The organism is Rhizobium sp. 05N430, assembly GCF_056396985.1.
The window spans coordinates 66,249-86,841 of sequence record NZ_JBFTMO010000017.1; the positions used below are offsets into that span (position 1 = coordinate 66,249).

General features: G+C 57.1%; 19 protein-coding genes. 14 read left to right on the forward strand and 5 right to left on the reverse strand.

Features of this window, described 5'->3' with window-relative positions; all coding sequences use genetic code 11:
- Positions 1–81: 81 nt before the first annotated feature.
- Positions 82–2,628, reverse strand: coding sequence for an MFS transporter (locus AC1DJO_RS25315; RefSeq protein ID WP_477973513.1), 2,547 nt, complete (start codon positions 2,626–2,628; stop codon positions 82–84).
- 210 nt (positions 2,629–2,838) lie between these two features.
- On the opposite strand from AC1DJO_RS25315, the gene AC1DJO_RS25320 reads away from it, so the two are divergent.
- From AC1DJO_RS25320 to AC1DJO_RS25355, 8 genes are all read left to right on the forward strand, one after another.
- Positions 2,839–3,498 carry a response regulator transcription factor gene (locus tag AC1DJO_RS25320; RefSeq protein ID WP_112445678.1) on the forward strand — a complete coding sequence of 220 codons (660 nt, stop codon included), beginning with the start codon at positions 2,839–2,841 and terminating at the stop codon, positions 3,496–3,498.
- A gap of 126 nt (positions 3,499–3,624) precedes the next feature.
- Positions 3,625–3,987 carry a response regulator gene (locus AC1DJO_RS25325; protein WP_112445554.1) on the forward strand — a complete coding sequence of 121 codons (363 nt, stop codon included), beginning with the start codon at positions 3,625–3,627 and terminating at the stop codon, positions 3,985–3,987.
- A 213-nt stretch (positions 3,988–4,200) separates the two neighbouring features.
- Positions 4,201–4,824, forward strand: a complete 624-nt coding sequence (locus AC1DJO_RS25330) for a GntR family transcriptional regulator (protein ID WP_477973516.1) — start codon at positions 4,201–4,203, stop codon at positions 4,822–4,824.
- 186 nt (positions 4,825–5,010) lie between these two features.
- Complete coding sequence (bioB, locus tag AC1DJO_RS25335; protein WP_477973518.1) at positions 5,011–5,985, forward strand: biotin synthase BioB; 975 nt, start codon at positions 5,011–5,013, stop codon at positions 5,983–5,985.
- Positions 5,982–7,127 (forward strand): 8-amino-7-oxononanoate synthase, encoded by a 1,146-nt coding sequence (locus tag AC1DJO_RS25340; protein ID WP_112445559.1) that lies wholly within the window; start codon positions 5,982–5,984, stop codon positions 7,125–7,127. Before bioB ends, AC1DJO_RS25340 begins: the two co-directional genes overlap by 4 nt.
- Positions 7,124–7,762 (forward strand): dethiobiotin synthase, encoded by a 639-nt coding sequence (gene bioD / locus AC1DJO_RS25345; RefSeq protein ID WP_477973520.1) that lies wholly within the window; start codon positions 7,124–7,126, stop codon positions 7,760–7,762. The genes AC1DJO_RS25340 and bioD overlap by 4 nt, the downstream gene beginning before the upstream one ends.
- On the forward strand, positions 7,759–9,024 hold the full coding sequence (locus AC1DJO_RS25350) for an adenosylmethionine--8-amino-7-oxononanoate transaminase (RefSeq protein WP_112445563.1): 1,266 nt from the start codon (positions 7,759–7,761) through the stop codon (positions 9,022–9,024). Before bioD ends, AC1DJO_RS25350 begins: the two co-directional genes overlap by 4 nt.
- Entirely contained in the window at positions 9,024–10,013 is a 990-nt protein-coding gene (locus tag AC1DJO_RS25355) for a beta-ketoacyl-ACP synthase III (protein WP_162708599.1), read from the forward strand. Before AC1DJO_RS25350 ends, AC1DJO_RS25355 begins: the two co-directional genes overlap by 1 nt.
- Before the next feature lie 59 nt (positions 10,014–10,072).
- On the opposite strand, the gene AC1DJO_RS25360 is transcribed toward AC1DJO_RS25355, so the two are convergent.
- Entirely contained in the window at positions 10,073–10,636 is a 564-nt protein-coding gene (locus tag AC1DJO_RS25360) for a helix-turn-helix domain-containing protein (protein WP_112445565.1), read from the reverse strand.
- Between the two features lie 302 nt (positions 10,637–10,938).
- Between AC1DJO_RS25360 and AC1DJO_RS25365 the strand changes: the two genes are divergently transcribed.
- Complete coding sequence (locus tag AC1DJO_RS25365; protein WP_112445567.1) at positions 10,939–11,544, forward strand: nucleotidyltransferase family protein; 606 nt, start codon at positions 10,939–10,941, stop codon at positions 11,542–11,544.
- 273 nt (positions 11,545–11,817) lie between these two features.
- Here the strand turns inward: AC1DJO_RS25365 and AC1DJO_RS25370 are convergent, their stop codons facing one another.
- On the reverse strand, positions 11,818–12,675 hold the full coding sequence (locus tag AC1DJO_RS25370) for an alpha/beta fold hydrolase (protein ID WP_112445569.1): 858 nt from the start codon (positions 12,673–12,675) through the stop codon (positions 11,818–11,820).
- A gap of 417 nt (positions 12,676–13,092) precedes the next feature.
- Between AC1DJO_RS25370 and AC1DJO_RS25375 the strand changes: the two genes are divergently transcribed.
- The 3 genes from AC1DJO_RS25375 (at position 13,093) to AC1DJO_RS25385 (ending at position 15,082) form a co-directional block, all read left to right on the forward strand.
- Complete coding sequence (locus AC1DJO_RS25375) at positions 13,093–13,638, forward strand: OsmC family protein (protein ID WP_112445571.1); 546 nt, start codon at positions 13,093–13,095, stop codon at positions 13,636–13,638.
- A 26-nt stretch (positions 13,639–13,664) separates the two neighbouring features.
- The gene (locus tag AC1DJO_RS25380) at positions 13,665–13,937 is read left to right on the forward strand and encodes a hypothetical protein (protein ID WP_112445573.1); all 273 of its coding nucleotides are present in this window, start codon (positions 13,665–13,667) and stop codon (positions 13,935–13,937) included.
- 302 nt (positions 13,938–14,239) lie between these two features.
- Positions 14,240–15,082: an alpha/beta fold hydrolase gene (locus AC1DJO_RS25385; RefSeq protein WP_477973525.1), complete on the forward strand. Its 843-nt coding sequence runs from the start codon at positions 14,240–14,242 to the stop codon at positions 15,080–15,082.
- A gap of 59 nt (positions 15,083–15,141) precedes the next feature.
- On the opposite strand, the gene AC1DJO_RS25390 is transcribed toward AC1DJO_RS25385, so the two are convergent.
- Positions 15,142–15,681: a hypothetical protein gene (locus AC1DJO_RS25390; protein ID WP_112445577.1), complete on the reverse strand. Its 540-nt coding sequence runs from the start codon at positions 15,679–15,681 to the stop codon at positions 15,142–15,144.
- 94 nt (positions 15,682–15,775) lie between these two features.
- A complete protein-coding gene (locus AC1DJO_RS25395) occupies positions 15,776–16,543 on the reverse strand; it encodes an MBL fold metallo-hydrolase (protein WP_162708601.1) in 768 nt (255 codons plus the stop codon).
- A gap of 271 nt (positions 16,544–16,814) precedes the next feature.
- Between AC1DJO_RS25395 and AC1DJO_RS25400 the strand changes: the two genes are divergently transcribed.
- Positions 16,815–19,592, forward strand: coding sequence for an ATP-binding protein (locus AC1DJO_RS25400; RefSeq protein WP_477973527.1), 2,778 nt, complete (start codon positions 16,815–16,817; stop codon positions 19,590–19,592).
- Between the two features lie 143 nt (positions 19,593–19,735).
- Positions 19,736–20,500 carry an alpha/beta fold hydrolase gene (locus AC1DJO_RS25405; RefSeq protein WP_477973561.1) on the forward strand — a complete coding sequence of 255 codons (765 nt, stop codon included), beginning with the start codon at positions 19,736–19,738 and terminating at the stop codon, positions 20,498–20,500.
- The last annotated feature ends 93 nt before the right edge of the window (positions 20,501–20,593 follow it).

Consider the following 20,593-nt stretch of genomic DNA (forward strand, 5'->3'; position numbering starts at 1 on the left):
TTCTTGTAACTTCGGGTCACAACTTATTGAGAAGTTGAGATGGCAAAGGCGCGTGGCGGAACGGTGCTTTCGATTTGAAGGCTACGCGCCCATCGCCGCGAGAAGATGTGCTGTTTCCTTCTCGTCGCCCGCCAACGGGAGGACGATCTCAAAAACGGCCCCGCTGTCCTCATTATTTCGGGCGGTGAGCGAACCTCCGTGTGCCTCGACAATCGTTTTGCATATTGCGAGGCCGATTCCCATGCCGTCATTCTTGGTCGTGAAGAACGGGCTGAAGAGCTTGGCAAGGTTCTCCGGCGCTATGCCAGTACCGTGATCGCGGACCTGCAGCCGAACCATCGCCTGATCCGTGGCGGCCATGGAGATATCGAGGTCGCGTCGCTCGGCCGGCACTCCGCCCATCGCGTGGAGGCCATTGGTTATGAGGTTTGCGATGACCTGCTGCATCTCGACCCTGTCTGCCAAGACAACTGGATCACGGATCGAGAAGTCGGTCGTTACCTTTGTCGACGCGGACATCAGCTCGCGGTCAAGCAATCCCAGTACGTCCGTGACGATGCTCGTCAAGTCAACGCTTTCCAACCTTCTCTTGGTGCCTCGAACCTGCTCGCGGGTGCGCTGGATGATCTCGCTAGCCCGCATGCTGTGCTTGATCGCGCGCTCCGCCGCTGTCGAGGCGGCTTCGATGTCCGGCGGATTGGCTTTGAGCCAGCGCATACAGGCCTGAGCGCTCATCACCACAGCGCCGATTGGCTGGTTCACTTCGTGGGCGATCGAGGCGGAGATCGCGCCAACGGTCGCAACTCGCCCTACCCTTGCGAGTTCGCCTTGCGCCGCCATCAGCGCTTCTTTGGCTTGCTCGCGCTGTGTCACGTCGATCATGGCGCAAGCAACGCGGTCGAACGTGTCCTTGTCCTCTGGAAAAGCGATGACAAAGATCACAATGGCTTCGTTGCCCGGGCTCCGGAGAAGGCGTGCCTCCATCTCTACTCGGTCGTCACCCGAACACATGCCGAGGATGATGGCCTCGATCAGCTCGCTATGCGGAGGAAGGAACCGGTCGATGGAACCGAGCACGTCCCTCTCGCTCTCTCGCCCAAGCAGCTGGACAGTCGCGTCGTTGACGTCCACGAACTTCACCAGCTTCGAGCATTGGTCGACAAACTCCGGCGCGGTCTCAAGGTAGGAATTCAACTTTTCCGCCGGGAGAGATCGCACATGTTCGAGCCGCTTCCATAGAAGCGAAAGATCGACCTCGCAGAGTGATACATGGTTCTGCGCAAAAATGGAGCGGTATCTCGTCTCACTCTGGGCAAGCGCTCCCAGCGCTTTGCGCCTGGCGCTGGCATCGAACGCTATAAGGCTCAAGCCGCCTGTGATCGCTAGATAGAAACCGACCGCAACCAGTCCGCTGTACTGAGCGAGGGCTTGGGACACTACCGGGGTCAGAGCCCCGCCGATGATGCCGCCGATATTGAAAGCGACTGATGTCCCGGAGTAGCGAACTCGGGTTGGGAACAGGCCCGGCAACCACGCGCCCAACGGTCCGTTCACGAATCCCATCACCCAGAGCGAGAAGGCGAGATACAGGAAGATGACCAATAGCGACCCGCTTCCCAGCATGGGCGCGAGCACGACGCCCGATATTATCGTGCCTGCACAACCAAAAATCAGAATGCGCTCGGGATCGATCCTGTCAGAAAGCCAGCTCGCGACCACGATACCAGCAGCCATAAAGAGGATCGCGCCAAGCTCCACCATCAGGAAAGACGATCGGGTGTAGCCAAGCTCGGACGTGCCGTATCCGAGGGCGAACGCCGTCACTACGTAATAGAGTGAAAAGCAGGCGACGACGCCGAAAGCGCCGGATATCACCTCGTCCACATGGTGCCGGAATATGTCGAGCAAAGGTACGCGGGAGGGCTTCGACTTGCTTATCGCAGCGTGAAAGTCGCGCGTTTCGACGAGGTTGAACCGAATCCAGATACCCATCCAAACCAATGGCGCGCTCAACAGGAAAGGCACTCGCCATCCCCAATCAGAGAATTGCTCGGGGGAAAGCGTCAGCGTGAGCACCAAAAATAGACTGTTGGCCAAAACGAAGCCGATCGGAGCGCCGAGAGGGGCGAACATCGCGTAACGCGCTCGCCATCCTTTTGGAGCGTTCTCGAGAGCGAGAAGCGCAGCACCTGTCCATTCGCCACCGAGGGCGAGCCCCTGACCGAACCGGAGTAGACAAAGCAATGCTGGCGCGAGCCATCCTGCGATCGCATAAGTGGGAAGCAGACCGATCGCCGCAGTCGATGCTCCCATCAGAAGGAGCGAAGCGACGAGAGTGGCTTTGCGCCCAACCCGGTCGCCGAAATGTCCGAATACTGCACCACCCAGTGGCCGGGCGATGAACGCGATCCCAAAACTGGCGTAAGCCCCGATCAGCTCCATTGATGAGACGGTTGCCGGAAAGAAGAGCGGGCCGAAGACGAGGCTGGCAGCAGTGGCGTAGATGTAGAAATCGTAGAATTCCACCGACGTCCCAACCAGGCTCGACATCAGAATCCGAAATGTCATTCCGCTTGGTATTGGGTCCTCGCCAACATGAGGGATGTCGGACTGAGCTCTGGCGTTCATCGTAATCGATCCTGGGATTTCGTCGTGGAAGTTGCGACCCTCCCAAACCAAGTCGACACTACAAATATTGGCCTGCTCACAGTACCTATCCTTAGAGCTAGGTCGAGGTTTGCGCCCGCGCGTAGTACCTAATTGCAGAAACCACCGCCCGGTTCCGTTGCAGCATTGATGGCAGCTGGCGATCTAATCCAATATACGAGGTCCATGCCGATGTCGGCAGCAGCAGGTAATCAGGCGCATGACACCACGGCCGCCAAAGCCGATGCTCCTCTGGTAGTCGTCGTTGATGATGATGACGGGATGCGCGACGGCGTTAGAGATGTCTTACGCTCGGTGGGAATAGATTCCCTCGGCTTTTCATCAACGACCGAACTCCTTGCTGAACCACTGCCGGACCGTCTGGGTTGCCTGATCCTCGATGTTCGGCTTCCCGGACTGAGCGGACTCGATCTCCAGGCCAAATTGAACGGTATGGGCAACAAACTGCCGATCGTATTCATGACCGGATATGCAGATGTGCCGATGAGCGTCCGCGCAATGAAGGCAGGTGCTACTGACTTCCTGACCAAACCATTCCGGGATCAGGAAATGCTAGATGCCGTTTCCGTCGCCATTGAGCGAGATCGTGTGCGCCGCGTCGAATTAGGGGCCGCCAATGAGGCGATAGCGGCAGCGTCATCTCTCACGCCGAGAGAGAGTGAGGTCATGGAAGCGGTCGTCAAAGGTCTTCTAAACAAGCAGATCGCCCATCTCCTGGACATCTCCGAGGTGACGGTGAAAATCCATCGCGGCAACGTGATGCGAAAAATGAACGTGACGTCCCTCGCCGACCTGGTGAGAAAGGTCGAGATACTCAAGTCCTTGGCCTGAAATCGACATCCCGTCGCGTGCCTCGAGCACGGACGGCGGGATACTCATACAATCGTATTATTACAAATCGCGGTCATTCAATCTAACTAGATGTTCAAGCCCGTAGGTCGGGAAAAGGAACATCAAGTGTCTGGCGACAAGAAATCAGTAGCCATCGTTGACGACGATGAAGCGCTTCTCGAGGCAACATCTGGATTTCTCGAGTCCATGGGCTACGACGCCCTCCCCTTCAGCTCGGGGCGTGCGTTTCTCGCCTATGATAGCATCGACCTCGTCGCACTGCTTTTGACCGACATCAACATGCCGGAGATGACTGGGCTCGAACTTTTGGACATCGTCAAACGGCGTTGGCCGCACATGCCGATCATCATGATGACCGCACTCAAGGACGAGGTCATTAGAAGGCGGGCGATAGCTGGCGGGGCAAGAGAACTCCTCCAGAAGCCGGTTCTCGCCGACGATTTGATCAGGTGTATCGAAGAGGTCTGACCTATTTTGCCTATCGAGCCCGGTGAGCCGGTGGATCGTAAAGCCGTCGGAATCCACGAAACCACGTGGCCTGTCTAATGTCGACACCACTTGGAGATGCGACGCGCGATGATATCGTTTCCTCAAGCGGGAATAGCGGTCAACCTACTGTAACCGACGATTAGTCCTACGCGCCCGCTCGACAGTCGGTTCGTCAGCTTCTATTTACTGGCGATGACCTCTGCAGCCGAAGACACCATTGCCAATCGTATAAGCCGCGTTCTTGCTGAGCGAATTATCGCAGGTGAACTGGAGCCGGGCAGCAAGTTGAGGCAAGACCATATCGCTGAGGAGTTTGATACAAGCCACGTCCCAGTGCGAGAAGCATTTCGTCGCCTGGAGGCTCAAGGGCTTGCTATCAGCGAGAGTCGCCGCGGTGTTCGGGTAGCCAGTTTCTCCAAGGAAGCGGTGGAAGAGGTCGCGATCATGCGCTCGGTTCTCGAGGGGCTAGCGTTGCGACGTTCCGCGCCGAACCTTACGCCAGCCATTTTGGATGAAGCGATGGCGGCCATGATCGCTGGCGATACGGCGTCGAACGCAAGAGCATGGTATGAGGCAAATCGACGTTTCCATCACCTCTTGCTTGCGCCTTGCAAAATGCCGCGCCTGCTGGCGGCCATAGATGACCTGCAAATGGTCGGTTCCCGGTACGTTTTCGCAACCTTCGGCTCAGCTTGGTCTCCACGGATCGACCTCGATCACCATTCGATCCTCGACCACTTGCGAAAAGGCGAAGTTAGCCAAGCTGTCGTAGTTCTCGAACGACACGTGCAGCGAGTTGCTCCCATCCAGCGCTAAACAAGCCGCGCTTTTGGTTTCGAAGCCTAGACCCTCCGCACGGTAGATCAAGAGCGCTCGTCCACAACCTACCGCACAGATTGCCATCGCACCAAATTCCCCAACTGGTTGGTTGCGTGGCTGCGGCCGGATCCATTTTATAGATAAAACGTGATTCTATCTATTGAAGCGGGCAAGGAATTAGCTATGAAGCAACTGAACGAGCGTCCAAGCGCAGTGTCGACTGAGGCAAACGCTACAATTATCTATAATCTGCCATTTATTGACCTTCTCTTTCGCGCCCAGCAGATACATCGTGAAACCTTCGATCCGAACACTGTCCAAATGAGCCGCTTGCTCTCGATCAAGACTGGAGGCTGTGCCGAGGACTGCGGCTACTGCAGTCAGTCGTCTCACTACCCTACCGGGCTCAAGGCCTCTAAATTGATGGAAGTCGAGCGGGTCCTTGCGGAAGCGCGGCAGGCACGCGATGGCGGAGCGACGCGGTATTGCATGGGCGCGGCATGGCGTAGCCCGAAGGACCGCGACATGGACACACTTGTTGCAATGGTCGAGGGAGTCAGAGCCCTCGGCATGGAAACCTGTATGACCCTTGGCATGCTCACGCCAGAGCACTCCCAGCGCCTCGCCGCTGCAGGCTTGGATTACTACAACCACAACATCGACAGCTCCGAACGGTTCTATCCGGAGATCATCACCACCCGCGCTTTCGAGGATCGGTTGGAGACCCTCTCAAATGTCCGTAGCGCTGGCATCAAGGTCTGTGCTGGTGGCATTCTCGGGATGGGCGAAACCGTCGCCGACCGGATTTCGATGCTGGTAACTCTGGCAAACTTGCCGGAACAGCCAGAGAGCGTTCCAATTAACATGCTGATCCCGATCCCCGGATCGAAGCTTGCGAACGCTGCCGCCGTCGATCCGATCGATTTCGTACGCACAATTGCCCTTGCTCGTATCTTGATGCCAAAGGCCCATGTCCGTTTGTCAGCCGGACGCACCGACATGAGCGATGAGATGCAGGCACTCTGTTTCTTCGCCGGGGCCAACTCGATCTTCGTTGGCGAAACGCTTTTGACGGCAGACAATCCGGCGGAAGATAAAGATGCCATGCTGTTTCGACGACTCGGTCTGCAGCCGATGGCATCGGAATACCGGTCATGAGTGCAGAGGCACTGGCCCGCTTCGCGAAGACGCTAAATGGCCTGCAGCGAAGGGCGCGCCTTCGGTCCGTTGCCATGGGATCAGGCATCGATTTCGCCTCGAACGACTATCTTGGGCTCGCAAATTCCGCCCGCCTAAAACAAGCAATCACCACAGCAATCGATCGAGGCGTGCCCGTCGGCGCTGGCGGCTCACGGCTGCTACGGGGGAATCATCTCGAGCACGAGATGCTTGAAGAGGAGGCGGCGCGGTTCTTTGGCGCAGAGAAGGTGATCTACTTCGCCAACGGTTATGCGGCTAATGCTGCGCTTTTTTCGACACTTCCGCAGCGCGACGACCTGATTGTCTATGATGACCTGATCCACGCGAGCGCACGTGAAGGCATTCGAGCAAGCAAGGCCACCACCAGCGCGGTGCCTCATAACGAGGTCGGTGCATTCGAGCGGGCAATAAGAAGTTGGCGCGAACTTGGCGGAAAAGGCGTGCCATGGATCGGCGTTGAAAGTCTTTATTCGATGGATGGCGATAAAGCGCCCTTGCGAGAACTGGCGGAACTCGCGCATCGCAATGAAGGCTTTCTTGTCGTTGACGAAGCTCATGCTACGGGCGTCTTTGGACCTGACGGTCGAGGGCTCGCCGCCGAACTCGGCGTGAAGACCAACATTCTCACCCTGCATACATGTGGCAAGGCGCTAGGCGCAGCAGGTGCCTTGTTGGGTGGCCCGAAGATCATGGTGGACTACCTGGTCAATCGAGCACGCAACTTCATCTATTCTACCGCACCATCACCTTTGATGGCCGCCGCGGTGCGCGAGGCGCTTCAAATTCTCGTTGACGAGAGCAGCCGGCGGACCCGCTTGGAGAGACTCACGGCCTATGCCGGGTGCCAAATGCAATCTCGGCTGGCCAAAAAGCCGAGCGGCTCGCAGATACTTCCCGTCATAGTCGGTGACAGCGGCCGTGCGGTCTCAATCGCCCGTGAGATGCAAGCCGAAGGCTTTGACGTTCGCGCAGTTCGCCCGCCCACGGTTCCCGAAGGAACCGCGCGACTACGAATCTCCATCACGCTGAACGTCGACGAAGAGAAGATTGAAGCGATGTTCACACGGCTATCGGCAACACTGCAGGGAAATGCGTCATGACGACTCGCTTTGTTATCAGCGGCACGGATACGGGAGTTGGCAAGACCATCTTCTCGGCCGCCCTCACCAGCGCCCTGGGGAGCTATTATTGGAAGCCCGTGCAATCCGGTCTCGACGAGGAGACGGACACACAAATTGTTCGTCGACTCGGAGGGGTTCCTTCAGAGCGAATCTTGCCGGAGGCCTACAGGCTTGCAACGCCTGTCTCGCCACATCTCTCAGCCCGAATTGACGGCACATCAATTGTTACGGAAACGCTTGACCCGCCATCCGTAAATGGACCTCTCGTCATCGAAGGAGCCGGGGGCTTGATGGTTCCGCTCTCCGAGCAACTGTTGTTTGCCGATGCATTCGCCCAATGGAAGATACCTGTCATCCTGTGCGCAAGGACAACGCTTGGCACGATCAACCACACTCTACTGTCTATCGAAGCCTTACGAAATCGCGCAATACCCATATTTGGCATAGCGTTTATCGGAGAGATGAATCTCGAGACCCAAAGGATCATCGTCCAACTTAGTGGCGTCAGGTCTCTCGGTCGATTGCCGATCCTACCCAACTTGACGGCAGCGGCCTTGCGCGCGGCTTTCCACGAGAATTTCGATCTCGAAACTTTCGCGGACGCCCGCTCATGAGAAATCCTATCGTATGGCATCCATTTACCCAGCATGCACTGGAACCTCCGATGAAGCGGATCGTGTCGACGGAAGGAGCATATCTCTTCGATGAAGACGGCAACCGCGTGCTCGATGCTATCTCTTCTTGGTGGGTGATAACCCATGGTCATCGACACCCAGTGATTATGCGAGCAATCCGCGAGGCAACGGAAACGTACGACCAGGTAATCTTTGCGGAGTATTCACATGAGCCAGCTGAATGTCTCGCCGAAGGGCTGCTTGCGGTCGCGCCGACCGGTTTGAAGCACGTGTTCTTTTCCGACAGCGGTTCCACCTCCGTCGAGGTCGCCTTGAAGATGGCGCTTGGATACTTTCACAACATCGGAGAGACGCGCGACCGCATTGTCGTGATGGAGCACGGCTACCACGGCGACACCATTGGCACTATGTCTGCAGGCGAACGCGGCGTATTCAATGCCGCATACGCGCCACTGCTCTTTGGTGTCGATCGCGTCCCCTTTCCAAAGCAAGGTCTCGAGAAGCAGACGCTGGACGCCTTTGAGACTGCTTGCGGAACGGGGCGTGTCGCCGCCATCCTCCTTGAGCCACTCGTTCTCGGCGCAGGAGGCATGCTGACCTACGCCCCGGACGTCCTCACCGCTATAAGGCAGATCGCCGATCGGGCTGGGTGCTTGGTTATCACCGACGAGGTGATGACGGGATGGGGGCGGACGGGAACCATGTTCGCCTGCGAACAGGCAGGGCTCCTGCCGGATATACTCTGCACGTCAAAAGGCCTGACAGGCGGCGCTCTGCCGCTCGCGGCTACGCTTTGTACTTCCGAGATATTCGACGCCCATCTTTCAACGGATCGGCGAAAGACATTCTTTCATTTCAGTTCCTACACCGCAAACCCTATCGCTTGCGCGGCTGGCGTAGCGAACCTCGAGGTATGGAAGAACGAGGACGTGGCGGCGCGCATAAAGACGATGGAGCTTTACCATCGCACGAGTTTGCAACGTTTCGAGGGCGACGAGCGGTTCTCGGCCGTGCGACAAGCGGGAACGATTGCGGCGCTTGACTTAAACGTGACTGCCAGTGGCTATCTTGCCGATGTCGGTCCACGCATGCGCAAACTGTTTCGCGAGCGTGGTCTGCTCATTCGGCCGCTTGGCAACGTAATCTACATGATGCCACCCTACTGTGTCACACCATCCGAGCTCGCTACCACCTATGACGCCATCGACGAGGTAGCTTCCATCATTCTTGGGAGATCCTGATGGGACCGGCCGCTGGCTCTCGCATGGTGGGTTTCGGGCATGCCGTTCCCGGCCGTTGTGTTCAGAATGCCGAGATCGAGGTCGCCTTGGGGCTTGAGAATGGGTGGATTCAACGCCGGACAGGCATTCGGAGCCGTTATTGGGCGAACGAAGCAGACACTCTGAGCGGCTTGGCAGCAGATGCTGGCCGTATGGCACTGGACAACTCAGGTGTTGCGCCGGGTGATATTGCTCTTACCCTCCTTGCGACCTCGACACCTGATCATCTTCTTCCGCCCTCCGCCCCGCTACTTGCTCACCGTCTGGGCCTCGCGCGATCGGGCGCGATCGATCTCGCCGGGGCGTGCGCTGGCTTTCTGTATGCGCTCGCCCTGGCTGACGCCTTTGTGCGTCAGCATGGTCGCTCGGTCCTCGTGGTGGCTGCCAATATCCTGTCTCGACGTATCAATCCAAGCGAACGGGCCACTGCTGTCCTCTTCGCCGACGCTGCTGGCGCTGTGGTGCTCTCCCCAACCGACGAACCAGAGGCCGGACTGAGGGCCGTAGAACTCGCGTCCGATGGCAGCGGCTATGACCTGATCACCATTCCGGCGGGCGGAAGCAGCCGGCCGTTTACGAGGGAGATCGACGCCAGTGACGTTCTCATGTCGATGAAGGATGGAAAAGAGGTCTTCTCGCGCGCAGTTGCCGTCATGACAGACTGTTCGAGGGTCGCGCTCACGAGGGCTGGCCTGACGGCATCGCAGCTCGATCGCTTCATTCCACATCAAGCAAATACCCGGATTTTTGATGCCGTCTGTAACGATCTTGGCATCGACCCTTCGCGGACCTCACGAACAATCGAGATGTTTGGCAACTCGTCCGCAGCGACGATCGCCCTCTCCCTTTCCGTCGCCAACGCCGCCAAGCCATTTGTTCGTGGTGAGCGATTGCTGCTTGCGGCGGCTGGCGCGGGAATGATCGGAGGCGCTTGTCTATGGGTCGCATAACCGGCTAACTCAGAATACACTCGAGAGATGATGCGACCATCGTCAGTCTCTCCTTCACCCTAGTTTGCGGCAGAGCCGAAGGGTATCGTATTCGTTTCGATGCGGGCGGCCGACGTAGGCCATGCGCCAGAAGCATTGTGGGCGACCAGCGAAGTACGACGCCATTGGTTCGGCGTCGTGCCAAAGACCTTGCGAAACGTCTTGCAAAGGTGAGCCTGATCGGCCATCCCGCAGTCGAGAGCGATCTCGCTGAGCGCACCGTCGGTTTCGGTGATGAGTTCCTTTGCCATCTCCATACGCCGGCGCAGGACATAATTATAGGGGCTCTCCTTGAACGCCGACTTGAAGACCCTCGAGAAATAGGTCTTGCTGAGCTTTGTCAGGGCGGCAAGCTCCTCGACCTTGATCGTCTCTGTAAGGTGCTCTTCGATGAACTGGAGGACCTTGCGACGTTGCCACGGGAGAAGAAGGTCCCGCTGAACAATTTCGGAGGAAAGGTCCGGAAGTGCTATCGGAGCCCGTGCGGCGGCAGGAACGGCCGTCGACAAATCGATCTCCGAAACGATTGCCAGCGATGCTGCTGCGATGATCTTGAGGTCCGCGTTGGTGACATTGGCGTTCATCGGTGCTCTCCGTGATTTGAATTTCGATGAGCAGATGTTGCCTTTCCTGCGGCTTGGAATCTGTTCGGACCAGGGTGTGCCGAGACCATACCTTTTGGTTATAGGTGGCAGGCCAAAGCGTGATCCAAGCCGAAGAATCGTTCAGAAAACCGAGCGGTAGACGTTATCGATCGTCCGCGAGACCATGAGTACGTCGACTCGGTTCTCCGATGAGGATGCCTCGACACGAGGTCGGAATTTTCAAGAAAACAATCGCTGCCAACGGTAAGTGATGGTGGCGTTACACAAGGGGCGATTTCGAGATGCTATCGAGAGTAGCGATTGTGATTCTAGCAGCTGGACGTGCAACACGAATGTCTGGCTTCAACAAGCTACTTTCCACAATCGGAAATGTCCCGTTGGTGCGTATCTCAACGGCTGAAGCGGTGTACCGCGGAGAAGGCCCCGTGATCGTCGTGACAGGACACATGGCACACGAGATACGGAACGCGGTCACCGGACTTTCCGTTACGGTCGTCCACAACGACGAATACGCGTCCGGGATGTCGTCGTCGGTTCGGGCGGCGTTGCGCGCGATCCCCGAGGACTGCAACGGCATGCTCATCCATCTAGCGGACATGCCCCTTGTTACCAGAGCCCATCTGGCGTCAATGATAGAAGCCTTCACCTTGCACGAGGGTATCGCGATAGTGCGTGCGACTGCATTTGGCAGGTTTGGAAATCCGGTCATCGTGCCGAGGTCGCTGTTCTCGGATCTCTCGGCGATCGACGGCGATGTTGGGGCCCGTGAAGTTATCTCAAAGAGCGGAGTTCCGATAGTTTCCGTTGAGATCGGACATGTAGCATCATTCGATGTCGATACAATTGACGACCTGAAGGCGGCTGGCGGCGATCTAGGTGCCGGTTGACTGTATTTCTCTTTCTTGCCGCCGTTCGGCGATGAAAGGCCGTGCGGCCGATGCTATTTGCATCAAGGACGTCTTTTCGGGCGCGCTCTGACGCCACAGCCTCCAGACAAGAATACCGTCAGGGGCCGTTCCAGCCTGTTGAGACGGGATTGTTAGACTTCGCGCGAATGAAGAAGGTAATTGCCACGAAGGCTAGCTTGCAGCCAGCATCGTGTTATCTTCGAACACGCAACATGTTCTTGATACGTAAGTGTGCGCTCCCGTCCATCGCGGCTACACAGTGACCGTGCGGAAGCCTCCATCTCTGTATGCGCCCCCTATCCAGTTCCGTATCTCAAATCCGTATTCGACTGCGGCGTCTTCCCATATCAGATGACCGCCCTCCAGCAGTATCTGGCGGCTTCGAGGAACGAGCGTCACTAAATGTTGACTGTTAAAAGGCGGCACTAGCTGGTCGCGACGGCCAGCTAGTGAAAGAACTGGCACCTCTATTTTCGGCAGCACTTTTTTGAGAAGTGGTAATTCTTCGGAATAGGCGCGTACGTAGTTGGCTGCGCGATCAAAACGCGCAGCCGCCGACGAATGCCAATAGTCCTCCATCACGGATGGCGGAACAGGCTTTGAAGAAAACTGCGAGACAAAACCGACCGCAAGGTCGCCACCCTCCTTATTTGAAAAACTGCCCTGGGGTGAGGAGATAAGATCAGCTAATCCGTCGGCAGCCAACTCGACACTTGCGGCTCCGCCGCCCACCACAAGGCTTTCGAACAACTCCGGCCGATCCGCTGCAGCGAAGAGCATTGCAAGGGAACCCACGTCAGGTCCCACGCCATGCATTCTCTTAATCCCGAGCTTCCAAGCCGCCCTCACGATAAATCGGGCCATACCTCTCGGCGACATCAAATCCGAGCGCCCTTGCGACATCCCAAAGCCCGGAAGGTCAATGGCGATGTAAGGTGCTAAGGCACCAATCTCAGACAGAACATCTCTGAAGGCGTAAATACTTTCGGGCCAAGGGCTCGTTAGAACGACTGGGATTCCGTCAGCCGCTCCGCCGACCGCTAAGCGCACATTTACACCGTCGATCTCAAGGTTCGAAATCTCTCCAATATTGGGGAGCACGTTTGACATATCACTACCTCCACTCGCCCAGGTGACACGCGAAGCGCGTTCATCGCCGAAGCCAATGCCCAGTGTCGCGAGCGCAACCGAGTGCGGATTGTGCGATCGTGCGATCGCTGGATGCGAATGAACACGACGCTATCCTACAATAAGCCCAGGACTCGGCAGTCTATGTTCAGCTCATGGGAGTGGTCCCTTCTCAACGTGAGGTCCGTAAGACGAGCTTGGATCAGGCGTGAGCATTTTGGTCTTGCCCCCTGTGTTCGCTTTGCATGCCGTTCCGAGCCGCGTCCTGAACCTGGCCAGCTTACCCACCGCCAGACCATTTTCACCGGCTCCAAACGTGGGAGCTTCTTGCTGCCTCTGTCGGCCGATCGCCGGGAGTCGCGGTGACGCTAACGCTTTTCAAACGACCAGGAGACAGCCATGTCGATACACGAAAAGAAAACCATCAAGATGTACCTCCGTCCCATTGACCGCGATGGCTTGCTAGCTTTCGCCGAGCGCGGTCGGGAAAATCCGGATCGACGCGGCACGAACCTGGTCCACACTGTTTGTGAAGGACAATATCGCACTCTCAGCTACGTCGCTGACCATGATCCTGTCGTCGTAGACGAGCCACTCCACCTCTTCGGTCAGGACACTGCCCCGGCTCCTGGGGAGATTGCTCTGTCCGGTCTCGGCGGCTGCCTTGCCGTCGGGATTACTGCAGTCGCTACCTTCAAGCACATCCGGCTGTCTCGACTCGAGTTGCATATCGAAGGAGATGTCGGAAATTCCGCTGCATGGGGAGCTGGTGGCGCGCCGCGCCAACCCTCTCAGATGGGCTTTCAAGCTATCCGAGTGAAGGTGGAAATCGAGGGCGACGCCACTCGCGAAGAGCTCGACGAGATCGTCCGACAGGCGAACTACTTTTCGCCCGTAGCCAATTCCATGCGGAATCCGATCCCGCTTGACGTTTCGCTTTCCTAGCGGCTGTACGCGATACAGGTGAAAACATGAAGCCGAAGCTTTCTCAAACCTCTTGCAAATTTAGGCAAGCGCCCATCGGACGACTGAAAATGATCGTCCGAAAAAGCGGATTCCAGGCCGCAAATGATAACTTGCGCCATCTACCATCGTACGGACAGGCGACCCAAGCGGACGATCTACCCTCGTTGGTGGATGTCGGTCCGATCTTGGCGGTGATGGCGATCTCAGCTGGAACACTTTACTCTATCTCCGGCGTTGTCAGCGGGTATCTACAATCGCTCGCGATATTTTACCCGTGATGTTTCTGCGCACGAACGACGTTTTCGCCTACCCTCAGTGGGCGCTTCACTCGACGCCTCTCCCCTCTGGGACCGCATCACGAATTGGTAGTGCGCGATCCTACAATAATCACCCCGACGTCACCCATAAGTTCACGGTGCATGCCGAGACCCGGCACGAATAAATGGAGCGACTTGTGACCTACGAACTTTCCCGCCGACAGACACTTATTGCAGGGGCAGCCGTCTCTTTTTCCATGTTTGTGCCGGTCGCAGAAGCAGCCGGCAAAAAGAGCACCGCAGAAATCGAAGGAGAATTCGAAATGACCGAAGCATTCGTAAAGACCAAGGAAGGCGTCGAACTGTACTACAAGGACTGGGGTCCCAAGGATGCTCAGCCGATCGTCTTCCACCATGGCTGGCCGCTGTCGTCGGACGACTGGGACACTCAGATGCTGTTCTTCCTTGCCAACGGCTACCGCGTCATCGCCCATGACCGTCGCGGCCACGGCCGCTCCTCGCAGGTCGCCGATGGCCACACGATCGAGCAGTATGCGGCAGATGCCAACGCCGTTTACGAGCATCTGAACCTCAAGAACGCGGTCCACATCGGTCACTCCACCGGCGGTGGCGAGGTCGCGCGTTACGTCGCGAAATACGGTGAACCGCAGAAGCGCGTTGCCAAGGCAGTACTCGTCAGCGCGATTCCGCCGCTGATGCTCAAAACGGAGTCCAATCCAGGCGGCCTTCCGATTACAGTCTTCGATGGCCTCCGTAACGGTCTCGCCGCTAATCGCGCCCAGTTTTTCCTCGACCTGCCGACTGGCCCGTTCTACGGTTTCAACCGTCCGGGTGCCGCGATTTCGCAGGGCACCATCCAGAATTGGTGGCGTCAGGGCATGATGGGCGGCGCAAAAGCCCACTACGACGGCATCAAGGCCTTTTCCGAGACCGACCAGACGGAAGATCTCAAGAAGATCACCGTGCCGACCCTGGTCATGCACGGCGACGACGACCAGATCGTTCCGATCGACGACGCGGCGCGCCTGTCGGTCAAGCTCCTGAAGAACGGCACTTTGAAGGTCTATCCGGGCTACCCGCACGGCATGCTGACCACCCATGCCGATGTCATCAACCCGGACCTCCTGGCGTTCGTAAAGGGCTGATGCTCTGATTTCGCCTAGACCATGCGGCCACGCTAATTTTCGGGCGTGGCCGCATGGCCCTATTGAACGCTTCCCGCCTCGAAACCTGCTATCTCGTAGCCGAGTTCGATCAACGCCATTGATATCAGGTACTGAACCATTGGAGAGTTTGCCTGTTTCGCGGACTCGTAGGCTGCGATGCAGTGATCTGCCAGGTTGGCTTCCGACGACGCTCGCAAACCGCCAGTCACTTGGAACATTACCCCGGTGCAGATACCGGAAGCGCGCCCGCTCGGCTGGAACGAATTCCCTGCAGCCCGGAGTCTTCCGCCAGGACCGTTCAACGCTTCGAGCCGGAAGATGTGCCTCAGTTCTGATCCCAATCGAGCTGACGATTCGATCGCGTCTAGAAATCCACCGCGATCAACCGGGTCGATGAATGCGGCGAAGCTTTGGATGGCAATACCTGTCGCGCCGATCTCCCGATCGAGCCCGATGTATCGACATAACCTCGCGTCCATTCGGAAGGCATCTGCGGCGATATCCCACGCATAGATTCCATACTCGACAGGCATGTCCCCGTCGTTATTGCCACCACGTTTCAGGTCATTTCTCAGCATTTAGTCGCATCGCCGCTTTTAATCATGGACACACAATCCCTTAGGATTGCTAGACCCCGAACGCGGGGCCTACGGAGCTGGACGAGGTAATTCGTCAATCCATGATGCATTCGAAACCGCCGTCTTGCGGCTTCCCGACCTTGCAGCAAAAGGGCCGCGCGAAATGCACAGGCATTAGCCACGTGTCCGTCTCGCTTAGGCTTTCAAGGACCTGCATTCTTGTCCGTATCGCTTGAAGCGGCACCGAGCAGGCTGACGAATTCCATGTTGGGATGTGGACCTGTATCGGATGATGGACGATATCGCCCGAGAAGACTGCCCGCTCCCCGCCCGATGAAAGAGTGACGTGGCAGTGCTCGGAGGTGTGGCCTGGACTCGCTTCGATGTAGAGCTCATCGCAAAGCTGGAATGGGGTATCGATCAAAAGCCATTGCTTACTGTCGATGATCGGTTGAATGGTATCTACGATCAAGTTCAAATGGTCTTGCGACGGATTTGGGTCAGAAACGAGGCGCTCAAATTCATTCCGGGATACGACATACTTGGCGTTGCGAAAGGTTGGGACCCAGCGTCCGTCGACAAGCCGCGTGTTCCATCCGGCGTGGTCGATGTGAAGATGAGTGCAGAAGACGTAGTCCACTTCATCTGGGTCAACGCCGGCAGCGAGAAGGTTTTCAAGATAACTTGAATTCTTCATCGAAAAGAACGGGTTGTCCGGACGATGCTTGTGATTTCCGCTGCAGGTGTCCACCAAGACGGTAAGGTTCGGCAGCTTAATGAGCCAGCTGTGTATAGAGCCAACCAATCTGCCTTCGTCAGGGACATAATGCCTCGGCACCATCCAGTGGAGGTGCTTCTGCACGAGGGTGTCCTCCCAGTCGGGAAGGAAAGCCTGCGGTGGAAACCCGAGACCATGGTACTCCTCGATCCGTAGGACCTCAGCCTTCCCAACGCGCATTTTTGTAACCCCTCTTTGGCCTGAAGCAGTTAGTCGCGTGTGCTGGGCATCTTCAACCTACATCTAAGGCTAGGTATTTCCCGCATACGCCTCAGAGTAAGGTCACCATGCCGAACTGCACTCAGCCGCTTGCCTATTGCTTGCGAATAGTTCGGGGAGGTTTCGGGACACCTTGATGTCTGTGGTACATTTTCATGAGTTTGAACTGGACGCCTCCCGTAGGCTCCTTTCGCACCGTGGCACACCGGTGAAAATCGGATCGCGAGCACTGGACATTCTCACCGTTTTGGCATCGAGGCCTGGCGAGGTGGTCTCGACGACTGAAATATTGAAGGCCGTCTGGCCGGATAGCGTTTCGGCGGAAAATTCTTTGAGGGTGAATGTCGGCGCGTTAAGGAAAGCACTCTCGGTAAGCGACGCCGGCGCTCTCGTTCAAAGTGTTGCAGGTCGCGGGTATATCCTGTCGGCCACAGTCAAAAGAGACGAGCTGAGTCCTGGCACGGCCGAGGTCCACCAGGGCAAAGGCAATCTACCCGCCAGAAGTGCGACTGTGGTTGGTAGAGAAGGTTTCATTGACCGGTGCCTCGACCTTCGGCGTGCGCGTGTAATGACAATCGTCGGTACCGGCGGAATCGGAAAGACCACGGTGGCCCTGGAGCTGGCGCATCAGCTGAGCCAAGAATACGAGGCCGTGTATTTACTGGACCTCGCAGCGCTCAATTCAGCAACCAGTATTGCGCCAACCCTCGCGTCCCTGCTTGGCCTTGCGGTCTACGGTGATGACCCACTACCCGGGATCATGACTGCCTTGGCGCACCGAAGAGTTTTGCTGGTGTTCGATAATTGCGAACATGTGATCTCGACTGCTGCTGAGATCGTCGAAAAGATCACGAAGACGTGCCCAAACGTTTCTGTACTGGCTACAAGTCGCGAACCCCTTAGCATTCAAGCGGAAACGATACGACGGCTTCGTTCACTAGAGGTTCCACCATTAGGCCACGTCTCATCGGAATTGCTGGACTGCCCATCTGTCGCTCTGTTTATGACGACGATGGAGCATTCGTATGATCTTCGCGCTCCCCTCGACAACGCACAAATGGAAACCGTCGCGGCCATCGTTAGAAAACTCGAAGGCATCCCACTCGCAATTGAATTTGCAGCGACTCGAGTCGTCGATCTTGGAGTGGAGGAGCTTCTGGCCTCTTTGGACCGGCCTTTGGCGATCTTGAGACGTGGTCGTAGAACCGCGCCGCGCCGTCAACAAACACTTCAAGCAACGCTCGACTGGAGTTACGGCTTTCTGACCGATAACGAGAAGATGGTCATGCGGGCGATATCGGTCTTCGCCTATTCGTTCTCACGGGAAGGAGTTTACGCGGTATGTGGTGCCTTTCTCGGCCAAGATGAGGTCGAGGATGCAATCTGGGGCCTCCAATCAAAATCACTCTTAACGAAATCGGATTCAGGGAAGGCTCTGCGCTTACTTGAGACCACGAGGGAGTACGCCTCCAAAAAACTGGCCGCCTCTGGACACCTGGCGGACGTGCGTTTGGCCCATGCTTCGCTTTTGCTCAGCCGAATGCGCGAAGCCGAACTGCAATGGGACAAGCTCTCCACGTCACAGTGGAACAGCGGATACGGAGTTCTCATCCATGATATCCGCCTTGCTCTCGATTTTTGCGACGCAACAGGTGAATCGCAACTGTTCTGTCTGCTTCTCGATGCGTCTCGGCTGCTTTGGACGCAGCTAGGATTAATGAATGAGCAGTTTCGCCACATCGAGAGGGCTATGAAGTCCTTTGACGCCGCGCCGACGTCGGAGACTTCGCTTGAATCCAGGCTTCGGTCAGCCTACGGCTCGATCGCGTACAACGTCCATAGCGCCGCGGGCGATATCGAGGCGCGCCGGCAATTCGAACTGGCGGCTAGAGGAGCGCGGGAGATCAGCGACTCTACCGGGCTCCTTCGAGCAGGAAGTGGGATATGCGCTCTTCTGACGACTCAAGGGCGCTACCATGAGGCTAACGATGCAGCGCTTGAGTTGATCCGAGACCTCGGATCGATCGCGGAGCCCGCTGTTGACCGCATACTCGCCCACAACAACCACTACCTTGGATACCACGACGAAGCACATGCGCATGCACGACGCGCATTGCTGGCCAACGGCAAGGCAGTCCGCGGGACACAAACAAGCGGGGCGAGTTTCGGACAGAAGACCCTTTCGCTGATGATTTTGGCCAAGACGGCCTATCTTCGAGGTCAAATCGCTGCTTCTTTGGGATATCTCGATGAGATGACTTCGGACGCCCTTGCGGTGGATCATCCCATATCGACGTGCCTGGGTCTCGCTGTTGGAGCTTGCCCTATTTATTTCGGCCTCGGCCAAATGGAATTAGGCGAGCGATTTCTGGAAGTCCTTAGAGACATCGCGACCAGAAATTCCCTGGTGCGATGGGCAGAGTATGTGGAGGGCTTTGATTTCGCGATGGGGACACGGCATGCCAACGATCACGCTGTCGTCGCAAGCCTCATAAGTGAAGGCAACGGCCCGCGCTTGGAGAACATTGTCACAGTCGCTGGAAAGAAGGCAGGCCTCGATCTCATCGAATTGGCACTTTCGGGGGAAGCCGGGTGGTGTCGATCGGAGCTACTACGACTTAAAGGGGAAATTCTACTTGAGATGGGAAACGCAGGCGGGCGGGACCTACTTCTCGAGGGCTACGACATCGCTAGCCGCCAGTCCGCCCTCACTTGGCAGTTGAAATGCGCGAACAGCTTGGCAAAGCACGCCACGTCTAAGACGATCGCTGGGGATCGGGATAGGATCGATCGCACTTTGGCGCTTTTCCCAGGTCCCCTCCCCGAGAACGGTTTGATGGATGCCGGACGATGCTCGTCGCTCTCGGGATTGAATACTGAACGCGTCCACTTTGACCAAGAGGTTCAAGTGTAGTCTGCCAGAGGCGAGTAACTCCGCATGCTGTTGGATCTCGTCGATCGCTTCCATCTGAACGATCGTACAATATTTAGAGAGCTTGCTCTGGCTTCCTATCAATGTCGAAACAATTCACACGAGGAAATGCTATGTTCAAGAAAATGTTCTCAATTGCGCTGCTAGCCACTTCGTTGACTGGACCGGTTGCCTACGCTGCCGACGCCAAGCCCACGATTGTCTTGGTTCACGGCGCATTCGCCGACGCTTCAAGCTGGACCGGCGTCATCGGAAAGCTCGAATCCGACGGCTACCGAGTGGTCGCCGTCGCCAATCCCCTGCGCAGCGTTAAGGGCGACAGCGCCTACCTCAAGCGGATCATCGGAAGCCTCGACACTCCCGTCGTATTGGTCGGCCACTCCTACGGCGGCGCGGTCATCTCCGAAGCCGCGACCAAGGGCCAGAAGATCAAGTCGCTTGTTTACGTCTCGGCATTTGCCCCCGAGATCGGTGAATCCGCCCTCGAGCTCAGCGGTAAGTTTCCGGGCTGCACTCTTGCACCGACGCTCGACAAGCCTGTCGAACTCGAAAACGGCGCGAAGGATCTCTACATCCAGCAGGACAAGTTCCACAAGCAATTCGCAGCGGACGTTTCCGAGAAGGCCGCCGCCGCCATGGCCGCCTCGCAGCGCCCAGTAACCGACGTCGCCCTTGGCGAAGCCGCTACAAACGCTGGATGGAAGGAAATTCCCTCGTGGTCGATTTTCGGCTCGGCTGACAAGAACATCCCGCCGGAAGCGATGAAGTGGATGGCGAAACGCGCCAACGCAAAGGAGACCGTTGAGGTCAAGGGGGCGTCCCACGTCGTGATGGTATCTCATCCGGATCGTGTCGCCAAAGTAATCGAAGACGCCGCAGCTAGCGAGTAGTCGCCGCATGCCGAAGGGACGTTCATCGGAGTCATCCTGGGCGTCCCTTATATATGGCCTGAGTGAACGGCAGAAAGCGCGCTTCCCCACCAT

Excerpts from the sequence above, each read along its gene's own strand:
- bioB (WP_477973518.1), top strand. The coding sequence starts at position 5,011 with ATGAAGCAACTGAACGAGCGTCCAAGCGCAGTGTCGACTGAGGCAAAC.
- AC1DJO_RS25375 (WP_112445571.1), top strand. The coding sequence starts at position 13,093 with ATGTCGATACACGAAAAGAAAACCATCAAGATGTACCTCCGTCCCATT.
- AC1DJO_RS25385 (WP_477973525.1), top strand. The coding sequence starts at position 14,240 with ATGACCGAAGCATTCGTAAAGACCAAGGAAGGCGTCGAACTGTACTAC.
- AC1DJO_RS25315 (WP_477973513.1), bottom strand. The coding sequence starts at position 2,628 with ATGAACGCCAGAGCTCAGTCCGACATCCCTCATGTTGGCGAGGACCCA.
- AC1DJO_RS25360 (WP_112445565.1), bottom strand. The coding sequence starts at position 10,636 with ATGAACGCCAATGTCACCAACGCGGACCTCAAGATCATCGCAGCAGCA.
- AC1DJO_RS25330 (WP_477973516.1), top strand. The coding sequence starts at position 4,201 with ATGACCTCTGCAGCCGAAGACACCATTGCCAATCGTATAAGCCGCGTT.
- bioD (WP_477973520.1), top strand. The coding sequence starts at position 7,124 with ATGACGACTCGCTTTGTTATCAGCGGCACGGATACGGGAGTTGGCAAG.
- AC1DJO_RS25355 (WP_162708599.1), top strand. The coding sequence starts at position 9,024 with ATGGGACCGGCCGCTGGCTCTCGCATGGTGGGTTTCGGGCATGCCGTT.
- AC1DJO_RS25400 (WP_477973527.1), top strand. The coding sequence starts at position 16,815 with ATGTCTGTGGTACATTTTCATGAGTTTGAACTGGACGCCTCCCGTAGG.
- AC1DJO_RS25365 (WP_112445567.1), top strand. The coding sequence starts at position 10,939 with ATGCTATCGAGAGTAGCGATTGTGATTCTAGCAGCTGGACGTGCAACA.
- AC1DJO_RS25350 (WP_112445563.1), top strand. The coding sequence starts at position 7,759 with ATGAGAAATCCTATCGTATGGCATCCATTTACCCAGCATGCACTGGAA.
- AC1DJO_RS25380 (WP_112445573.1), top strand. The coding sequence starts at position 13,665 with ATGAAGCCGAAGCTTTCTCAAACCTCTTGCAAATTTAGGCAAGCGCCC.
- AC1DJO_RS25320 (WP_112445678.1), top strand. The coding sequence starts at position 2,839 with ATGTCGGCAGCAGCAGGTAATCAGGCGCATGACACCACGGCCGCCAAA.
- AC1DJO_RS25405 (WP_477973561.1), top strand. The coding sequence starts at position 19,736 with ATGTTCTCAATTGCGCTGCTAGCCACTTCGTTGACTGGACCGGTTGCC.
- AC1DJO_RS25370 (WP_112445569.1), bottom strand. The coding sequence starts at position 12,675 with ATGTCAAACGTGCTCCCCAATATTGGAGAGATTTCGAACCTTGAGATC.
- AC1DJO_RS25340 (WP_112445559.1), top strand. The coding sequence starts at position 5,982 with ATGAGTGCAGAGGCACTGGCCCGCTTCGCGAAGACGCTAAATGGCCTG.
- AC1DJO_RS25390 (WP_112445577.1), bottom strand. The coding sequence starts at position 15,681 with ATGCTGAGAAATGACCTGAAACGTGGTGGCAATAACGACGGGGACATG.